At 65.1% G+C, this 15,247-nt stretch carries 16 protein-coding genes; 8 read left to right on the top strand and 8 right to left on the bottom strand.

The window, feature by feature from the left end; translation table 11 throughout:
• Nucleotides 1-66 precede the first annotated feature (66 nt).
• A complete protein-coding gene (locus NOF53_RS12345) occupies nucleotides 67-1,383 on the bottom strand; it encodes a lipase family alpha/beta hydrolase (protein ID WP_255968575.1) in 1,317 nt (438 codons plus the stop codon).
• 716 nt (nucleotides 1,384-2,099) lie between these two features.
• Here NOF53_RS12345 and NOF53_RS12340 point away from each other — a divergent pair.
• Nucleotides 2,100-2,627 (top strand): OmpA family protein, encoded by a 528-nt coding sequence (locus NOF53_RS12340; RefSeq protein ID WP_255968572.1) that lies wholly within the window; start codon nucleotides 2,100-2,102, stop codon nucleotides 2,625-2,627.
• 16 nt (nucleotides 2,628-2,643) lie between these two features.
• Here the strand turns inward: NOF53_RS12340 and NOF53_RS12335 are convergent, their stop codons facing one another.
• On the bottom strand, nucleotides 2,644-3,774 hold the full coding sequence (locus tag NOF53_RS12335; RefSeq protein WP_255968570.1) for an NADH:flavin oxidoreductase: 1,131 nt from the start codon (nucleotides 3,772-3,774) through the stop codon (nucleotides 2,644-2,646).
• Nucleotides 3,775-3,913: 139 nt separating this feature from the next.
• Here NOF53_RS12335 and NOF53_RS12330 point away from each other — a divergent pair, with 139 nt between their 5' ends.
• The 4 genes from NOF53_RS12330 (at nucleotide 3,914) to NOF53_RS12315 (ending at nucleotide 9,266) form a co-directional block, all read left to right on the top strand.
• A complete protein-coding gene (locus tag NOF53_RS12330) occupies nucleotides 3,914-5,545 on the top strand; it encodes an amidohydrolase (protein ID WP_255968568.1) in 1,632 nt (543 codons plus the stop codon).
• A 5-nt stretch (nucleotides 5,546-5,550) separates the two neighbouring features.
• Nucleotides 5,551-6,954 (top strand): chloride channel protein, encoded by a 1,404-nt coding sequence (locus NOF53_RS12325; protein WP_374212604.1) that lies wholly within the window; start codon nucleotides 5,551-5,553, stop codon nucleotides 6,952-6,954.
• A gap of 43 nt (nucleotides 6,955-6,997) precedes the next feature.
• Nucleotides 6,998-7,897, top strand: coding sequence for a restriction endonuclease (locus NOF53_RS12320; RefSeq protein WP_255968564.1), 900 nt, complete (start codon nucleotides 6,998-7,000; stop codon nucleotides 7,895-7,897).
• A 160-nt stretch (nucleotides 7,898-8,057) separates the two neighbouring features.
• Nucleotides 8,058-9,266, top strand: coding sequence for a serine hydrolase domain-containing protein (locus NOF53_RS12315; protein ID WP_255968562.1), 1,209 nt, complete (start codon nucleotides 8,058-8,060; stop codon nucleotides 9,264-9,266).
• A gap of 9 nt (nucleotides 9,267-9,275) precedes the next feature.
• Here the strand turns inward: NOF53_RS12315 and NOF53_RS12310 are convergent, their stop codons facing one another.
• Nucleotides 9,276-9,398 carry a hypothetical protein gene (locus NOF53_RS12310; RefSeq protein ID WP_255968561.1) on the bottom strand — a complete coding sequence of 41 codons (123 nt, stop codon included), beginning with the start codon at nucleotides 9,396-9,398 and terminating at the stop codon, nucleotides 9,276-9,278.
• A gap of 317 nt (nucleotides 9,399-9,715) precedes the next feature.
• Between NOF53_RS12310 and NOF53_RS12305 the strand changes: the two genes are divergently transcribed.
• Complete coding sequence (locus NOF53_RS12305; protein WP_255968559.1) at nucleotides 9,716-10,450, top strand: DUF1906 domain-containing protein; 735 nt, start codon at nucleotides 9,716-9,718, stop codon at nucleotides 10,448-10,450.
• 21 nt (nucleotides 10,451-10,471) lie between these two features.
• On the opposite strand, the gene NOF53_RS12300 is transcribed toward NOF53_RS12305, so the two are convergent.
• From NOF53_RS12300 to NOF53_RS12290, 3 genes are all read right to left on the bottom strand, one after another.
• Nucleotides 10,472-10,975 (bottom strand): nuclear transport factor 2 family protein, encoded by a 504-nt coding sequence (locus tag NOF53_RS12300; protein WP_255968557.1) that lies wholly within the window; start codon nucleotides 10,973-10,975, stop codon nucleotides 10,472-10,474.
• A 298-nt stretch (nucleotides 10,976-11,273) separates the two neighbouring features.
• Nucleotides 11,274-11,624 (bottom strand): hypothetical protein, encoded by a 351-nt coding sequence (locus NOF53_RS12295; RefSeq protein WP_255968556.1) that lies wholly within the window; start codon nucleotides 11,622-11,624, stop codon nucleotides 11,274-11,276.
• Between the two features lie 102 nt (nucleotides 11,625-11,726).
• Complete coding sequence (locus NOF53_RS12290) at nucleotides 11,727-12,470, bottom strand: Rv1157c family protein (protein ID WP_255968637.1); 744 nt, start codon at nucleotides 12,468-12,470, stop codon at nucleotides 11,727-11,729.
• Nucleotides 12,471-12,827: 357 nt separating this feature from the next.
• Here NOF53_RS12290 and NOF53_RS12285 point away from each other — a divergent pair, with 357 nt between their 5' ends.
• Nucleotides 12,828-14,147 (top strand): mannosyltransferase, encoded by a 1,320-nt coding sequence (locus tag NOF53_RS12285; RefSeq protein WP_255968554.1) that lies wholly within the window; start codon nucleotides 12,828-12,830, stop codon nucleotides 14,145-14,147.
• Here NOF53_RS12285 and NOF53_RS12280 read toward each other — a convergent pair.
• Nucleotides 14,095-14,379 (bottom strand): 4a-hydroxytetrahydrobiopterin dehydratase, encoded by a 285-nt coding sequence (locus NOF53_RS12280; RefSeq protein ID WP_255968552.1) that lies wholly within the window; start codon nucleotides 14,377-14,379, stop codon nucleotides 14,095-14,097. The genes NOF53_RS12285 and NOF53_RS12280 overlap by 53 nt on opposite strands.
• Nucleotides 14,380-14,437: 58 nt before the next feature.
• Between NOF53_RS12280 and NOF53_RS12275 the strand changes: the two genes are divergently transcribed.
• Nucleotides 14,438-14,818, top strand: a complete 381-nt coding sequence (locus NOF53_RS12275; RefSeq protein WP_308213813.1) for a (deoxy)nucleoside triphosphate pyrophosphohydrolase — start codon at nucleotides 14,438-14,440, stop codon at nucleotides 14,816-14,818.
• A 25-nt stretch (nucleotides 14,819-14,843) separates the two neighbouring features.
• On the opposite strand, the gene NOF53_RS12270 is transcribed toward NOF53_RS12275, so the two are convergent.
• On the bottom strand, nucleotides 14,844-15,020 hold the full coding sequence (locus NOF53_RS12270) for a hypothetical protein (protein WP_255968550.1): 177 nt from the start codon (nucleotides 15,018-15,020) through the stop codon (nucleotides 14,844-14,846).
• Nucleotides 15,021-15,247 lie beyond the last annotated feature (227 nt).

Raw genomic sequence — 15,247 nt, 5'->3', positions numbered from 1 at the left:
AGGCGACACAGGCCGTGGTCGACGAAATCTGGGTAAACCGACAGCCGACGGCCGGCCCGAGTCACGCTAGCCTGATGCGATCACGACTCGAGTGCGTGACGATCCGAGTCGGCCGGGGGGGTTCGGGGGCTTCCCGGCCGACTCCGGTGTCGCGGAGGTCAGCCAGCCGAGAAGTTTCTCGTACACCGACTCATGGTTGAGCATCGTGAAATGGTTCGCGGGCGCCAGGTGCATCCCGTCCTCCTCACGGAACCCGATCATGCGAGTCTTGTTGTGCCCGGATGCGCTCGGCACCAGAACCATGCCGTCACCGAGCAGACGGCCCAGGGGATGCCTGGGACTGCGCGTGATGGTCGCGGAGACGAAGAAATACATCACGCCGTCCAGGAGGGGCACCTCGTTGCACGCAGCGGCCCGCAGCGCGTCCGGGTCGCGGTCGCGCCAGTCCTCGTCGACCAGTGATCCCTGATTCAGGTCGCGAATACCCGCACTCCTCCGGCGGAGCAATCCAGAGATCGCGCGCGTCTCGGGCAGTGCAGCCAACGCGGCGCTCGCATAGTGCACCGCCTGCTCGAGCGGAGCCCCGAGGTGCGGAGATCCGAGGCTCACTACCTGCCGAACCTGCGATACCCACGGTCGATCGTCCTGGGCGGCGGCATAGCAGGCGCTACGGGAGATCAGTCCGCCCATCGAATGTCCGACCAGGGCAATCGACTCGACCTCGACCGGCCACTGGGCGGTGAGCGTGTCGAGGAGCTCGGACAGGGATTTGCCGTTGTCCGAGATGTGTCGTCCCGAGTTGTACCGGACCTGGAGCGCGGTGCACCCCAGATCGGTCTCGAGGCGTTCGCCGTACGTCGGTCTTCCGCCGAGCATCCACGCGCTCTCGGTTTCCACGAGGCCATGGAGGAAGACGACGATACGAGTGCTCGCCTCCGGAAACGCCGCCGCCAGGGCGGCACTGTCCAGGGGGACCGCCGCCCCGTCGACTCGTATTGCCATCGGTTCCGCGAGCGGGGAACCCTCCGATTCCAGTACGTCGCCGATCAAGCCCTGAATCGCGGCGATCACCTGGGCGCCGCCCTTGGTCTGCGAGGGCGGGACGTTGTCGGAAGTCGGAAGGTCGAGCAGGTGCCAGGCCATAGATCCGCCGAAGCGGGCGGTGCTCGCGACAGCGGTGTAGATCGCGTGCGACAGAGCGTCGTGGAGCGACTGCGCGGGCAGCGCCGCAGGCCCGACACCTGCTCGAATGCCGGCGAAGATGCGGGCCGCGATGGCGCGGTGCATCGAGCCGATGCCGTCTGCAGCGCCCGCGATTTCATCGAGGGCCAGCCGGGCGAGAGCCCTTATCTCGGATCGACGCCGTAGCTCTGAGTCGGTCATGGAGGGTGAGTGTACAGCTGTGCACTCAAACTGTCGGATGAACCGTCCGGTCGGCATCTGCCGCCATTAATGGGAAGAGATGTTGGGCGAGTTATTCCGCGGTGAACAAAGTTGATCTTCGTAAATAATGCAACTGGTCGTTCGACCAATTGAGTCAATTCTCGACAAGTGTGCGCGGTGATGTGTGCGTGATGTGTTGTTACATCCTTGTGATTTGCGCAGAGTTCCACCACGTGTCAACCGGCACACGACAACGCGACGGTGCTCGTCCATGGAACGGACGAGCACCGTCGCGTGTTGTCGAGCTAGCTACCAGCGCTAATGGCCAGCTGTGTGGAAGATGCCTATGCGGCTTCTTCGGCGCCGCCCAGTGCCTCAGCGGAGCCCGAGAAGAAATCGAGGGCACCGAAGAGGTCGGAGACCGCGGTGAAGAACTCGGAAAGGAAGGACAGATCCATGCTGATAACTCCTTGCTCGGTTGTGGGAATTTGTGGCGCTGAGCGGGCGCCGTCCACCTTCTTACCGTGACTGAATAGGGATCGCAATTCGGGAGATTGATTTGGGAGAAATGGAAAGTAAATATCTTGTGCGACGCCCACTGCATCTGCACACCGCGTGCAGATCCTGTCGGCTCATCCCAATACAACCGCCGCGGGATCGCGTCGCGGCTATCCTCACAAGAAGGCTTCCGGCAATACAGACGTATAGGGGAATCCATGATGCGCAAGACCATCGTCACCGGTATCGCAGTGGCGGCCGTCGCTGTCGCAGGCGCAGCCGGGTGTACCGACGACAGCTCGGACCAGGCCCCGATCGCAACGACGACCACCTCGGCGTCGATGTCGGAACGCATGGAGGGCGCGATGAGCAGTGTGCAAGCTACTGCGTCCTCGGCCGTGAACACGGCTCGCGAGGCCACGCAGAACGCCATCAACTCGGCGATCGCGGCGGTGCCTATCGGATTCGAATCGGGATCCGCCGAACTCAATGCCGTCTCCGACGTGACCATCAAGGCAGTGGCCGCTGCCCTGAAAGCCAGCGACAACAAGGTCGAGATCACGGCATACGCCGTCAACTCCGACGAGGCGGCGGCGGAGGCATTGGCCGAGCAGCGTGCCAATGCGGTCGCCGACGCACTCGCCGCGCAAGGTGTCGACAAGGGCCGGATCTCCGTCGACGGCACGGCGAACCCGAGCGACGGAGTCAACGTCGATCAGGCGGACATCACCGTCGAGGGTAGCTGACCGGCATTTCCGGTCCTCAGTGCAAGACGGTGCGGTGCTCGTCGGTGTAGGGGACGTGCTCGGCGCTCCTGCCTTCGCGCAACTTGAGTACCCATTCCGGGTCCGACAACAACGCTCGGCCGACGGCGACCACATCGAACTCACCGTTCTCGTACTGGGCGAGAAGGCGGTCGATGCCGACCGTGGCAGAGGCGCTGTCTGCGGAGAATGCGGTCGTGAACACCTTGTCGAGTCCGACGGAACCGACCGTGATCGTCGGAAGTCCGGTGAGCCTCTTCGTCCACCCCGCAAGGCCCATCTCGCCGTCGCCTCCGCCGAGCTCGGCGAATGCGGGCTCCCAGTGCCTGCGGGTGGACGGGTGCAGCACGTCGACGCCTGCAGCGGCCAAGGGGGCAAGGATCTTCGCGAGCTCGTCCGGGGTTTCGGCGATGCGCGAGTCGTAATGGTTCGACTTCCACTGGGAGAATCGGTAGACGATCGCGAAGTCCTCACCGACGGCCTCGCGGATCGCCGAGACGACCTCGACGGGAAAGCGCGTTCTGGCCTCGAGCGACCCGCCGTAGCCGTCCGAGCGGAGGTTGGTCCGGTTCCACAGGAACTGATCCAGCAGGTAGCCGTGGGCGCCGTGCAGCTCGATACCGTCGAATCCGACGTCCTGAGCATTGACGGCCGCGGCTACCCATGCCTCGCGCAGTGTGTCGAGTTCGGGGCCGGTGAACGCCCGGCCGACCGCGGTTCCGTCCAGCGCCAGCCCTGAAGGGCTGACCGTGGTCACCTCCGGATGCATTCGCGGCTGTGGTCCGCGTTCGACGCCGAGATGCCACAGCTGCGGAATGATCTGCCCGCCCTCGGCATGGACGGCGTCCACTACGGACTTCCAGCCGGCAAGGCTGTCGTTGCCGTAAAGGAGCGGAACTCGGGTGTGCGCTCCCGCGGCCGGGTCGGGGATGTACGTGCCCTCGGTGATGATCAGACCGACTCCACCGGCGGCGCGGCGCCGGTAGTACGCCGCCACATCGTCGCCGGGAATCCCGCCGGGCGAAAAGGCTCGTGTCATCGGGGCCATCGCGAAGCGGTTGCGCAGCTGGAGCGATTTGACTGCGAACGGCTCGAAAAGTCCGTCCACGGGTAGCGGTGTTTCGGTCATGACTGTCTGCAACAGGGACTTCTTGCTGCCTATTCCTACATATGACCTGCATCTCGAGTTGTAATCTGAAGTTCCAGTCGACGCTCGCTGCCGGCGCGCGGGCACTCGCCCACGCCCGGTCTGACGGGAGGGTGCACTGATGGGCACGAACGACGAGAAGGCAGCCGATCTGGTGCTGTTCGGTGACGTGGTCACCATGAACGACAGGCAGCCACGAGCGCAGGCCGTTGCTGTGCGCGACGGACGAATAGCCGCTGTCGGAAATGACGCCGTGGTGTTTCCGCTCATCGGGCCCACTACCGCGACCGTGGACGTGCACCGCGCGTGCATCATGCCGGGATTCGTCGAGGCCCACGGGCATCCGCTGAACTCGGCGGTTCTGCTCGGCGAGCCCGTGGTGGACATCCGCCCGGTCACCGTCGCCGATGCCGACACTGTGGTCGACACCGTTCGCCGTGCGGTCGGCGAGCACCCGGAGGGTGTCGTCTTCAATGGATGGGATCCGCTGCTGCAGAAGGGCTTGCCCGCCCCCACTCGGAATTGGCTCAATTCCGTTGCGCCCGAGACGTCGATGGTGATCCTGCACAACACTGGCCACGTCGCCTACTTCAACGATGTCGCGGCGCGCGAGGCCGGGCTCACGCGGAAGACGCCCGACCCTGAAGGTGGTAGCTTCGGCCGGGACTCGTCGGGCGAACTCGACGGGTCGGCGTTCGAAGCACCCGCCGTCATGGCAGTGGCCGCCAACGTACTTGCCGGCGCAACCGCCCGTCTCCCCGAACTTCTCGCGGCCGAATGTGCGCGGATGAATGCCGTGGGGGTCACGACCGTGAGTGAGATGGCATTCGACCCTCGATTCAGTGCGGCTTTGACGGCAATCGCGCGGTCCGGCGCGCTCACCACTCGGCTGCGCCTGTACGAGATGTCGAATTCCCAACGCGCCACTGCGGTGTCGCCCGGTGTCGGCAACGACCTCCTGCGTCAGGTCGGCATCAAGATCTGGTCGGACGGCTCTCCCTGGGTCGGCAACGCCGCCACCAGTTTTCCGTACATCGATTCGGAGGTCACCCGGTCGCTGGGTCTCGCCGGCACCCGTGGCAAGGCGAATTACACGGCCGACGAGGTATATGACATCAGCAGGCCGTATTTCGAGAAGGGCTGGCAGATCTCGTGTCACGCCAACGGCGACGACGCGGTCACCATGGTCCTCGATGCATGGGAGCGAATGCTCGCCGAGGTGCCGCGCGAAGACCACCGTCTGCGCCTCGAACACGTCGGGGCCATGCGTCCGGATCAATTCCGCAGAGCAACGGAGCTGGGCGTCACCTGCAGCATGTTCGTCGACCATCTCTACTACTGGGGTGACGTTCTCGTCGACGATTTGTTCGGAGCCGAGCGCGGATCACATTGGGCTGCGGCAGCTTCCGCGATTGCAGCCGGTCAGCGTATTTCCTTCCACAACGATGGGCCGGTCACACCCACGAACCCGTTGCGCAACATCGCCGACGCGGTCACCCGCCGAACACGGTCGGGACGCGTCCTCGCTCCCGAGGAACGAATTCCCGTCCTCGAAGCACTGCGAGCAGAGACCGTCAACTCGGCTTGGCACCTGCACAGTGAGGATGCCATCGGATCGATCACCCCAGGCAAGCATGCCGATCTCGTAGTGTTGTCGGCCAATCCGCTGCGCGTCGACCCTGAAGACATAGCGGATCTCGAGGTGCTCGCCACGATTCTGGAGGGCCGGACGGTCTTCGGAAAGCTGGAGTGACCCGCGTGGCGCCCGTGTCAAGGGCCTTGCGGTCGATCCCGACGTCGATAGCCGCGTGGGTCCGCAGTGCGAGCTACCTGCCGAAGTGGCTCGTGCTGGGACTTGTCATCGGCGTGATCGCCGGGCTCGGGGCAGTGGTGTTCTCGATCGCCCTCGCGGGAACAACGCACCTGCTGCTCGGAGAACTCGCCGGGTATCAGCCGCCGTCCGCAGCGGGGGACGGCGGGGCTGCGGGGAGCGGCGAATTCACCCGGCCCTGGGCTGTCCCGCTCGTGGTGGCATTGGGCGGACTGGTTTCAGGAGTGATCGTGTTCACTCTGGCACCGGAGGCCGAAGGGCACGGCACCGATGCGGCGATCGAGGCGTTTCACCGGAATCCCCGGATGATCCGGATCCGTGTCGTCCTGGTGAAACTTGTGGCCTCCGCGATCACCATCGGGTCGGGCGGGTCGGGCGGACGCGAGGGGCCGACGGCACAGATTTCGGCAGGTTTCGGCTCGCTCCTCGCCCGCAGGCTCGACCTGTCCGACCGCGACGGCAGGATCGCTGTCGGGGTGGGAATCGGGTCCGGCATCGGCGCCATCTTCGGTGCCCCACTCGGTGGGGCGGTGCTGTGTTGCGCGATCCCCTACAAGGACGACTTCGAATACGACGTCCTCGTGCCGGGCCTCGTCGCCTCGATCGTCAGCTACTCCGTGTTCGGCAGCGTCCTCGGTTTCGGACCGTTGTTCGGTGCGGCCGCGTCGGATTACACGTTCAATTCCCCGGTACAGCTGGTGTGGTTCGCGCTCATCGGGATCCTGGCGGGGCTGATCGGACTTCTGTACAGCGGAACGTTCTACTCGTTCGTCGATCTGAGCCATCGGCTGCCGGGAAGCCGCATCCTCAAGCCGGCGATCGGGGGACTCCTCGTCGGACTGATGGCACTTGCTCTTCCTGAGGTGCTCGGCAGCGGCTACGGCTGGATTCAGCAATCGATGGCCCGCGTCGACCTCGCCGCGATTCCGCTGTGGGTGGTGATGTTGTTGCCGTTCGCGAAGATCCTCGCCACGTCGTTGTCAATCGGGTCCGGTGGTTCCGGCGGCATTTTCGGTCCCGGCATGGTGATCGGGGCATTCACCGGGGCTGCGGTCTGGCGTTTGCTCGAACCCATCGCCCCCGGCGTCCCCGACAACCCGGCGCCGTTCGTCATCGTCGGCATGATGGCCTGCTTCGGCAGCATCGCCCGGGCACCGCTCGCGGTGATGCTGATGGTGGCAGAGATGACGGGCAGCATCGGCGTGCTGGCCCCGGGAATGGTTGCCGTCGCCCTCTCGTATCTCATCGTGCGGCGATCCGGGAAGACGATCTACCGGGCGCAGCTCGAAAACCGCGAGGAGGCTCGGCAGTTGCAGAATTCGCCCGGGTGAGCGGATCGGGGTCCGGTGTGTGGGCGGCCCGGTGGATTCCGGCATGCTTGTCGCCATGACTGTTCAGGTTCCTCGGTACGTCGATCTCCTGTGGCCGGCACTTCAGGCTGTGATTGCGCTCGGCGGTTCGGCGTCCAACGAGGAACTCGACAACGCGGTCATCGAGCGTGAAGGACTGTCGTCCGACGTGCAGGGTGTGCTGCACGGAGACGGGCCGAGTACCGAGATCGAATATCGATTGGCGTGGGCCCGCACCCACCTCAAGGGGATGGGTCTGCTCACGAACAGTCGCCGCGGGGTGTGGAGCGTGACAGAAAAGGGTCGCGAGGTCACCGAAGGTGAGATCCGGCCCCTGCACGCCGAGTCCTCGGCCGAGAACCGAAAAAGGAACGCCGCGCGCAAATCGGCCAAGGCCGCGTCACGCAGGAGTGACGAGCCGGAGGCGAACATCGCCGAAGTCGATACTGATGCCGGCTGGAAGGACGTGCTCCTCGAGACTGTCCTGAAGATGTCGCCCGCTGCGTTCGAACGCCTCACTCAGCGGTTGCTGCGCGAAGCCGGGTTCTCGAGCGCGTCCGTCACGTGGCGCGGGGGAGAGGGCGACATCGAGGGTCTCGGCGTGTACCAACTGTCGTTGCTCAGTTTCCCCGTTTTCTTCCAATGCAAGCGTCACAGCGGCAGCGTCGGCGCCGGGGCCGTGCGTGATTTCCGCGGCGCAATGGCAGGACGTGGCGAGAAAGGGCTCCTCATCACGACCGGCACCTTCACCGGTGACGCCCGCACCGAGTCCAAGCGTGACGGGGCACCTCCCATCGATCTCATCGACGGAGACCGGCTGTGCGACCTGCTCAAGGAACACGCGCTCGGAGTTCAGACCACCACGCGCCTCGTAGAGGACGTGGAGGTCTGTTCGGACTATTTCCGCTCACTCGAACCGAAATAGCGAAAGGCCTGCTCGTGCGCTGTTCAGGCGCATTTTCCGTTGCGGTATGGCCACGAAGCGGTCACGTCGGCCTCCAACCGCCACCCACAGCCTCCGCGGTGTGTACAGAGGAAGTAGGTGTGCACAGTGCTCACGGGAAACGAGTGCGAGGACAACTGGCATGACGACCACAACGCCGTGGCCGTTGATCGGCCGAACGGCGCGGCCTCCGGCAGGAATGCTGGTTGACCGGCGCTTCGGGAAGCTCGTGGACCAGTTCTTCCAATTGTTCAGAGACACGAAGCAAGGCGGCGGCGCCCTGTCGGTGTATCTGCACGGCGAGCCCGTCGTCGACGTGTGGGCGGGATGGGCGAGCCGGGCCACGCAGTGGAACGGCGACACCGTCACGCTGACGTTCTCCACCGGCAAGGGTGTGGCGTCTACGGTGTTGCACAGACTGGCAGGGCGCGGCGTCATCGAGTACGACGTCCCCATCGCGCAGTACTGGCCGGAGTTCGCAGCGGCGGGCAAGGAGGCGATCACGGTACGTGAGCTGCTCTCGCATCGTGCCGGGCTCCACCGGGTGCGAGGGCTGGTTCCCGAACCATTGAGCCTGATGGACCATTCCCTCGTCAGTGCCGCGCTTGCCGCCGCGACCCCGGATCGGCGCCGATTGCGCGCTCCCGGCTATCACGCGGTCACATTCGGCTCGCTGATCGCGGAAGTGACGTCGCGGGCGGCGGGAACGCCTTTTACCGAGCTGGTGCGAGCCGAGATCGCCGAACCGCTCGGGGTCAAGGACTTCTGGTACGCGGTTCCGCTCGACGAACGCGGCCGGATCGCCCGAACCTTCCCGCACATCAACCCGTTCGGTGTGCCGTGGGCCGCGACGTCCTTTGCGATGTCGCAGTTGCCGGGACTGCGCAACGTCGCTGATGCAGGAATGCCGGCGGGGTTCGATCTGCTCGTCCGCAACCCTGCTATCCACGACAGTGTGATGCCCGGGTGGAACGGAGTGTTCAGCGCTCGCGCGCTGGCAAAGATGTACGGGGCGTTGGCAAATCGCGGCACGGTGGGTGGCGTCGAATTTCTCGCCCCCGAGGTCGTGACGCAACTCGGTGAGGTACAGACGACGGGCCGCGACTACGTTCTGGGTCTACCCATGAATTGGCGTCTCGGCTACCACGCCGGCATGGTAGCGAGGCGCACCCAGCCGTCGAAGACGTTCGGCCACTACGGCTTGGGCGGCTCGGGCGCGTTCGCCGACGCCGAGACGGGGCTGTCGATCGCCTTCGTCACCAATCGGCTGGGCAACATGCTCACCCCCATCGCCGACCTACGTCTACCGAAGCTCGGATCGACCGCACTCGCTATCGCGTCCAAGGTGTAACTCTCTGCGTCAGTGGCGGGCCCGCATTCGGTCCCCGAGTTGGCGGGCCTGGAAGTCGAGGTCTCCGCCGCCGCTCACGAGGAGTGGAGTGAGTCCGATGGCGATCAGAATCGAGACAACCGCAATGCTCATGACACACCGCCCTTTCGCGATGGAACGACACTTGTTCGTGCGAGGCGTCCACCCCACACGGCCCCCAAGGTATGTGTTAATCGGAGTAACGTGCAACGTGTGGTCCCTCACGCCGCCCCGGCACCTGGCTGGGCGTCACATCGACAGGAGGCAGTGACTCGCGCGATGGTGCTTCGCCGAACTCGAGTGTCCAGTGTGACTGATGTCGTGCAAGTGGCTGGCGGGACACCAGTGAGTGTGGTGGAATGCAAACCGAACAAGATAACTACTGAGCGGAACCACACGTCGACGACACGCCGGGGCGCGACCGATTGGATATGAGGGGCACAGTGCATATTTCTCGACGAGACCTGTTCCGGTACGCGGCGGCGGGGTCGGCCGTGGCCGGAGTTGCCGCGCTCACCTCCAACTTGGTATCGGGGGCGGTGGCGCATGCCGACAGTCTCGGCACGCTCATCGACTACTCGGGCGGAGTGCCGTCTGCAGAGGCGATCAGCGCGGCCGGATACGCCGGGGCCATCAGGTACGTGTCGGATCGGCGGCCGGGGGCGGAGTGGATGGTGGGTAAACCGCTCCGCGCCGACGAGGCGAGCGCATTGCAAGAGGCGGGGTTGTCTGTCGTGTCCTGCTACCAGTTCGGGAAAGGTTCGACGGCGGATTGGCGTGGCGGACTCGAGGCGGGCAAACGTCACGCGGAGCGCGGACTCGAGCTCCACCTCGCGGCCGGGGGTCCCGAGAACAAGCCGATCTATGCGTCGATCGACGACAATCCCACGCCGGCAGACTTTCTCACGATGATCGCGCCCTATCTCGCCGGCTGGGAATCGGTGGTGGGTAAGGCGAATACGGGAATCTACGCGAACTCCCCGACGCTCGACTTAGCCATCCTCGCCGGACTCGGATCGTGGTACTGGCAGCACGATTGGGGTACACCGGAGGGGTTCGTCCACCCGAAAGCACATCTGCACCAGTACGAAATCGACGCCAGCACGGTCGACGGCGTCGGCATCGACCTCAACGACATTCTCGCCCCCGACTACGGCCAGTGGTGAGCTTCTAGCTGTGCTGAGCGCCTAACCTGTGGGCTTCTCGCCCATCCGGACAAGCCACTTCCGAGCATCGTCGGGAAGCGTTCCCGCCGCTTCCGCTGCGCGGCACCAGTTCTTGGCTGTGGCAAGAAAATTCAGCGGGTTGTACGCGTCTTCTTCCCGCGACCACAGGTTGTCGCCCGCGTAGTGGAGGATCGTGATGTTGGCGGCCGCGTGCGCCGAGCCATCTCCCGGATCTTCCATCGGGTTATCGATTTCGCAGATCACCCATCCGCGTTCTTCGTCGATCACGTACCAGTTCGCGGGAAACTGTGTCATTCGGCTGCCGGGAAACGCAGACATGGTCCGCGTGACCCATGCGCGGATCGCCTCGCGCCCCTCGAAATTTCCGAACGCATGCTCCGCGTAGGTGGCGTCCTGGGTGAAGAGGTCGGCGAAACCGTTCCAATCACCGAGTTCGACGCAACGGTTGACGCTTCGTTGATAGTGCGCGAATGCCTCGTCCAGTTCGGCCCGGCTCCACGACATGCACGTGTCCTTCCCTCGGATGACGCTCGTCGATGAGCTCCTACGAGAATGAGAACACGTTTCACTGCGGGCGTGGGGAAGTTCCCGGTGAGCGGGATTCGATCTGAAACACTGGGCGAGTCGACTCCGATGCAACAGGTGTCTCTTCTTTCACTTCGACACCGGAGGTTTCACCATGGATCTGCTCATCGACTTCGGCTACACCGTCGCGTCGTTCCTCTACACCGCGTTCTTCGTCAATGGGTCGTAGTTCCCGACGGATCTTTTGATGGGGCGTGAAGGGCGCGAGCGCGCGGGTTCAGGACTGCACGTGGGCTGTCGTGTCCCGGGCGAGGTCGGGTTCTTCGGCGATGACCGTGAGGTGGGGGTGTTCCTGGGGCGACTCGTGCCATCCGCGCCACGACATCAGCGACCAGCCCGACAGCCCGGACAGAGCAGAGCCCAAGCTCCCGAACGAGGCTGTGCTCAGCACCGACCCGATCGAGCCGGCCGACCCGATCGACAGGACCGAGCCGACGCTGCCGATGGACAGAACGGAGTAGGCCGACCCGATCGAAAGGATGGATCCTTCCGATCGAATCGACAGTATCGAGCGGTGGCCGTGCCGGGATCGATGTGAACGGCGGAAGGGTTGCGTCGCGGGAGGCATTCCTCGGTCTACCACGGTGGTGCCGCCGGCAAACAGTGATCGGCCTCGGACCGACGAAAAGACCCCCGGATGTCCGGGGGTCTTTTCGCGAGTTCGACTACTTCACGCGACGCGGAACATGCCCACGGTTGGGAGGAAGCTGCACGTGATCGGTGCCGCCCCTTCCTTCTGTGTGGTCAGTCCACCGGAAACGACAGCGATCACGCGACCGGGGCCGGTGTCGGCGATCGCGGACAGTGTGGCGGGGCCGTCAGGGTTGATCCGCGCCTCGTTGGTGAGGTTCTGGGTTGCGCGGCGCTGGTTGTCCAGGTTGATCCACGTGACGGTCAGGGGATTGGGCTGCTCGGGAGCGACCGCGCTGGTTCCGAGTGCCGTGAACACGAAGCCTGCTTGTCCGGCCTGGGGTCCGGGCGGCGGGAGATGCGCGGGGCCGGGCACGGCGAGTGCGGTGCCGACGGAGTCGGCGCCCTCTCCGATGCAGCCCTTACCGAGCGTCGGGTACAGGAACTGCGCGATGACCGGTGCGTTGTCCTGCGGGATCTCGGGGCCACCACCACCGCTGCCGTCGAGGAACGTGATGACGCGCTCGAGCGTGGACTTGATTTCGGGAGGAATCCCGGGGGACTCGAGAAGGTTGCGTGCCTGCGCGAGCAGGTCGGCCTGAGGACTGGCGGCGACGTCTGCGGTACCGGCGGCTGCGCCGATGATCGCGGGAGCGAACGACGCGAGCATCTCCACGGGTATGCCCTCGGGCACGGGCGGCGGCGCCGGCTGCGCGGATGCCTGTACCGGCACTGCCATCGCTGCTGCTGCGGCAATTGCGAAAGCAGTCAATGCCCTGCGCATACCTCGGGTTCGAAGCACAGTCTCCCCATCCTTGTCATAACAGCGTGAACGACAATCCAATCCACGTCTTACGGCTCGGGGGGTCACTCTATGTACAGCGCCCCCGGGTTGTACAGCTGACGAGTGCATCCCGTGGAAGCTGCGGCACCCCGATGGGGAGTGTATGGCATGTCGACCCCGGCGGTGATCCTTCCCGGAACCATAGCGTGTGACTAGTGGGGTCAGTGGTGATGGTGATGCAACTGTTACGCGCTACTACGGACACGACGAGGCGCGTGGGCCCGGGCGTCTACGCTGTGCGAGACCGTTTCAGGATCGGCTGAGACGTCTACACACCTCACGGGAGAGCGCCACACTGTGTCCGACCATGCAGCGTCCCACGACGGAGCGTCCGACGGCGGAGCAGGCTCCGAGGACCCGTCTTCTCCCTCGTCACAAGGTGTTTCCGTAGCCCGCGCGCTGTTGCGCTGCGCGCCCGTGCTTCTCGCGCTGTCGGTGCTCGGGCGGATGGCCTGGACGCTGCTGAGTCCCAACGGCATGAACCTCGTCGACTTACACGTCTACGTCGACGGCTCGGAGGCCCTCGGCGGTGGCAGTCTGTACGACTTCACCTATTCGGAAGTGACACCGGACTTTCCACTGCCGTTCACGTACCCGCCCTTCGCCGCGCTCGTCTTCTTCCCCCTGCATTTTCTGCCGTTCGGGCTGGTCGGCGTCTGCTGGCAGTTGCTCACCATCCTCGCGTTGTATGCGTTGGCTCGCCTCAGCCTGAGTCTCGTGCTGGGCGCCGCGGCGCGTCGTCCTCGGTGGCAGGCGGCGGCACTTCTGTGGACGACGGTGGGCGTCTGGCTGGAGCCGGTGCGCACCACACTCGACTACGGCCAGATCAATGTTTTCCTGGCCTTGCTCGTGATGACTGCGGTACGCAGTTCGCGGTGGTGGCTGTCGGGTGCGCTCGTAGGCTTCGCCGCCGGCATCAAACTCACTCCGGCCATCACGGGGCTGTACTTCCTGCTGCAACGCAGATGGAAAGCTGCCGTCTTCTCGGGGGTGGCCTTCGCCGCGACCGTCGGCATCAGTTATCTCCTGATCGGGTCCGAGGCCCGCGAGTACTTCACCCACCTCCTCGGCGACGCAGATCGCATCGGTCCGGTCGGTTCGGTCTGGAACCAGTCCCTGCGTGGGGCGCTGTCCCGGCTGCTGGGGTACGACGTCGGGACGGGCGCGGTCTGGTTGGTGGCCGTCGTGGTCACCGTCGTCCTGGCGGTGCTCGCGTGGCGTGCTCTTGCCCGCGACGACAGGCTGGGCACGCTCGTCATCGTGGAGCTGCTGGGACTGCTCGTGTCCCCGATCTCGTGGTCGCACCACTGGGTGTGGGTGATCCCGATGCTGATCTGGCTGCTTCACGGCCCGTACGGGTCGATGCTAGGCACCCGGATCGTCGCGGGGTACTGGCTCGTCACCACCCTGATCGGGGTGCCGTGGGTCCTGAGCTTCTTCCAGGACTCGATCTGGCTCATCTCGAGGCCTGCAGTGCTCGCCTGGCTCGGCACCGTCGATGTCGTGGGCGCCTTCGGTGTGTACGCCTGGGTGGCGTGGGCGGGTCGGCGGACGAAGCGGACGCCTACCCCGCCAGCACATCGATCTGAGCAGCGAGATCCAGATCGAGCTGTGTGATTCCCCCGGCCGAGTGGGTCGACAAGGTGTAGGTGACCTTGCGCCAGCGAACGTCGATGTCGGGATGGTGATTGGCGGCCTCCGCCGCGGCGGCAACCTTCCGGACCAGTTCTATCGCTTCGATGAAGCTCGGCGACTCGATGGTGCGGACCAGGGAATCGCCGGTACGCCGCCACTCGGGCAGCCCGGCGAGCCCGGTGTCGATACTTCCGTCTGACAGCAACTCGGCCATACCCCATGATGGTGCGGTGCCGAGGGAACCTGCAAGACCCACCGCTGACGTCGGCGAGGTGGTGGCGGCGGCGATCATCGTCGACGGACGCCTCCTGCTCGCCCAGCGGATGCGACCGCCGGAGCTGGCGGGCCTGTGGGAACTGCCGGGCGGCAAGGCCGAAGCAGGGGAGACGGCCGAGGACGCGCTCCGGCGGGAACTGCGGGAAGAACTCGGAGTCGAGGTGGCAGGCGGCACCCGGGTGGGGAACGACGTGCCTCTTCCCGATGGGCGCGTGCTCCGTGCATACCGGGTGGAGCTGGTGTCGGGAACGCCGTCCGCACTCGACCACGCCCAGCTGCGATGGGTGAACGGCCGGGAATTAGGAGAGGTCGACCTGGTCGCCAACGATCGAGGTTGGGTGCCCGACTTGCGCCCGTACCTCGACAGTGGGATCTGAGGGCAGCGGATCCGCGAGGGCAGGCTCAGGGTTTGCGGGCCTTCGCGAGGCCCTTCTTGAGTTCCTTTTTGGAGGCGCCTTCGTTCTCGAGCTTCTTCATCCGCATGATGACCACGGGGCACTTGAGACAGCGCTTCTTGCTGCGACAGCATTTCTTCTTCGGCTTGAGGCCCGACACCTCGGTGGCCTTGATCTTGCCCATGCTCGGCTCGGCCTCCCTGATCGGATGGAGCACCGGATGCGACGCTCGACCCAGGCTAGCGTGGTCTCGCCTTGGTCCCCGGTCGGCCCGCGAGCCGGCCCGCACACTGCGTGGCGCAGATCACTTTACGCTGATGGTCCATGGCGCTCGACGTCGGCGATGCGCGGAACTGGCCTCCGGGCGGGTAGTATTTACGTGGCCGCGATGCCTGTATGGGCGATATTGCC

It is taken from the genome of Rhodococcus tibetensis, from assembly GCF_024438035.1.
GTDB lineage: Bacteria > Actinomycetota > Actinomycetes > Mycobacteriales > Mycobacteriaceae > Rhodococcus_F > Rhodococcus_F tibetensis.
This window is presented reverse-complemented; position numbering and strand designations above follow the sequence as displayed.

Excerpts from the sequence above, each read along its gene's own strand:
- NOF53_RS12305 (WP_255968559.1), top strand. The coding sequence starts at position 9,716 with ATGAGGGGCACAGTGCATATTTCTCGACGAGACCTGTTCCGGTACGCG.
- NOF53_RS12310 (WP_255968561.1), bottom strand. The coding sequence starts at position 9,398 with ATGAGCATTGCGGTTGTCTCGATTCTGATCGCCATCGGACTCACTCCA.
- NOF53_RS12295 (WP_255968556.1), bottom strand. The coding sequence starts at position 11,624 with ATGCCTCCCGCGACGCAACCCTTCCGCCGTTCACATCGATCCCGGCAC.
- NOF53_RS12315 (WP_255968562.1), top strand. The coding sequence starts at position 8,058 with ATGACGACCACAACGCCGTGGCCGTTGATCGGCCGAACGGCGCGGCCT.
- NOF53_RS12270 (WP_255968550.1), bottom strand. The coding sequence starts at position 15,020 with ATGGGCAAGATCAAGGCCACCGAGGTGTCGGGCCTCAAGCCGAAGAAG.
- NOF53_RS12340 (WP_255968572.1), top strand. The coding sequence starts at position 2,100 with ATGATGCGCAAGACCATCGTCACCGGTATCGCAGTGGCGGCCGTCGCT.
- NOF53_RS12320 (WP_255968564.1), top strand. The coding sequence starts at position 6,998 with ATGCTTGTCGCCATGACTGTTCAGGTTCCTCGGTACGTCGATCTCCTG.
- NOF53_RS12330 (WP_255968568.1), top strand. The coding sequence starts at position 3,914 with ATGGGCACGAACGACGAGAAGGCAGCCGATCTGGTGCTGTTCGGTGAC.
- NOF53_RS12345 (WP_255968575.1), bottom strand. The coding sequence starts at position 1,383 with ATGACCGACTCAGAGCTACGGCGTCGATCCGAGATAAGGGCTCTCGCC.
- NOF53_RS12290 (WP_255968637.1), bottom strand. The coding sequence starts at position 12,470 with ATGCGCAGGGCATTGACTGCTTTCGCAATTGCCGCAGCAGCAGCGATG.
- NOF53_RS12300 (WP_255968557.1), bottom strand. The coding sequence starts at position 10,975 with ATGTCGTGGAGCCGGGCCGAACTGGACGAGGCATTCGCGCACTATCAA.
- NOF53_RS12335 (WP_255968570.1), bottom strand. The coding sequence starts at position 3,774 with ATGACCGAAACACCGCTACCCGTGGACGGACTTTTCGAGCCGTTCGCA.
- NOF53_RS12280 (WP_255968552.1), bottom strand. The coding sequence starts at position 14,379 with ATGGCCGAGTTGCTGTCAGACGGAAGTATCGACACCGGGCTCGCCGGG.